This is a genomic window from Porphyrobacter sp. TH134 (genome assembly GCF_002855495.1).
In the GTDB taxonomy this organism is placed as follows: domain Bacteria; phylum Pseudomonadota; class Alphaproteobacteria; order Sphingomonadales; family Sphingomonadaceae; genus Erythrobacter.
In genome coordinates this window covers 1-1,792 of sequence record NZ_PKRO01000093.1, presented here as the reverse complement: position 1 = coordinate 1,792, position 1,792 = coordinate 1, and the positions used below count along the sequence as shown (strand labels likewise).

The following is a 1,792-nucleotide window of genomic DNA, read 5'->3' as shown; positions in this document are numbered from 1 at the left end:
TGTTGAAGGACAGTTCACAGGAGCCGTAAGGCGACATCCAGCTTTACGAGGTGTCGCCTTGGCCTGATCGATTTCCCGGCGGATGGTCTTCCGGGAGAGGGCGATGGGTTGTCTCGATAGTGAGGCATTGACGGCGATGAGTGTGCTGTTGAAGCAAGGACAGACGCAGAGCGCGGTGGCGCGCCTGCTGGGAGTAACGGAAGGCGCGGTTCGCTACCACCGCCGTCGGCGTGCTGAGGGCGCTGTGGACGGCCGGAGCCGGCAGGTTGCCAAGGCGGCCGGGCATGCCGAGGCGATTGCGCAGTGGCGCGGTGTCTGCGGCGATGGCGCGGTCAACATCGCGGCGTTGCATGATTGGCTGGTTCGCGAGCACGGCTATTCCGGTAGTCTGAAGTCGGTGCAGCGCTATTGGGCGCGGACGTTTCCGGCACCGGCGATCCGGGCACGGCGGCGCGTAGAGACGCCGTCGGGAGCTCAAGCGCAGGTCGACTGGGCTGAGTTTCCAGGCATGGTCCTGGGTGAGGAAGTGGTCGATCTGTCTGCGCTGGTGATGACCCTTTCGTGGAGCCGCAAGCGCGCGATCGTGTGGTCGCGCTCGAAGGATGCGCTGGCGTGGCAGTCTTGCCATCTCGGCTGTTTTCAGCGCCTCGGCGGGGTGGCTGCGGTGATGCGCATCGATAACGTGAAGACGGCGCTGTCGAAGGGCGCAGGCGCCTGGGGCGAGATCAACCCGACCTACCGGCGTTTTGCCGATCAGATGCACTTCCATGTCGATGCCTGCCAGGTTCGTCAGCCCCGGGCGAAGGGCAAGGTCGAGCGCTCGGTCCGCGATTGCCGCGAGTACCTTGATCCCTACAACGGTGTATTCGGCAGCCTGGCCGACCTGCAGGCCTGGACCGACGAGAGGATGAGCGAGCGTGCAGACCAACTGCGCTGCCCGGCGACCGGTACCAGCGTGGCGCAGGCCTGGGAACAGGAGCGGTGTCTGCTGACCCGTCTTCCCGAGACGCTGCCCGAGCCATTCGACGTCGCTGTCCGCCGCCGGGTCGGCGACGACTGCCTGGTCAGTTTCGAAGGGCGTCAGTACAGTGTCCCTTTCCGCTTCATCCGTCAGGATGTCGAGGTGCGCGGCCTGTCCGGCCAGGTCATGTGCCTCAAGAACTGCGAAGCTATCGCCACCCACCCGCGCGGGACAAAGGCGCTGATCAACATCGATCCGGCCCACTTCGAGGGCGAGGGCACGTCCCGGGTGATGCCGCCGTTGCCGCTTGGCCGGATGGGCCGCAAGCTGCAGGAGATCGCCGCCAGTGGCGTCCAGCATCGCTCCCTCGAGCTTTATGCCCGCCTGGCGGAGGTGGCCCGATGAATGCCCCCCGGATCAGGCTCGATATCGACGCCACCCGCGAGAAGCTGGGGCAACTGGCCTGCGGCCATGCCGCCGATGCGCTGGAGGATCTGCTGAGCGAGGCCGTGCGCGACGAGATCAGCGCGCACGTCTTTCTCGACCGGCTCCTTACCACTGAGCTGGCTGGCCGCGAGGAGCGGCGGGTGCGCGTCATGCTCAAGAACTCGAAGCTGCCTACAGGCCAGACGCTGGAGAACTTCGACTTTGCCTTCCAGCCAGCGATCGAGCGCTCGCGCATCGACACGCTCGCCACCGGCACCTGGATCCGCAATGCCGAGGTGGTCTTGCTGCAAGGCCCGCCAGGCGTGGGCAAGTCGCACCTCCTCGCCGCGCTCGGCATCCGCGCGGTCCAGCTCGGGTTCTCGGTCCAGTACTACCGCTTCGACG

General features: G+C 66.2%; 2 protein-coding genes. Both read left to right on the top strand.

The window, feature by feature from the left end; genetic code table 11:
• The first annotated feature begins 103 nt into the window (after positions 1-103).
• Positions 104-1,366 (top strand): IS21 family transposase, encoded by a 1,263-nt coding sequence (istA, locus tag C0V72_RS16035; protein ID WP_172439075.1) that lies wholly within the window; start codon positions 104-106, stop codon positions 1,364-1,366.
• Positions 1,363-1,792, top strand: a 430-nt coding sequence (locus C0V72_RS16030; RefSeq protein WP_172439074.1) for an ATP-binding protein, incomplete at its 3' end; no start/stop codon positions are given. The genes istA and C0V72_RS16030, both read left to right, overlap by 4 nt.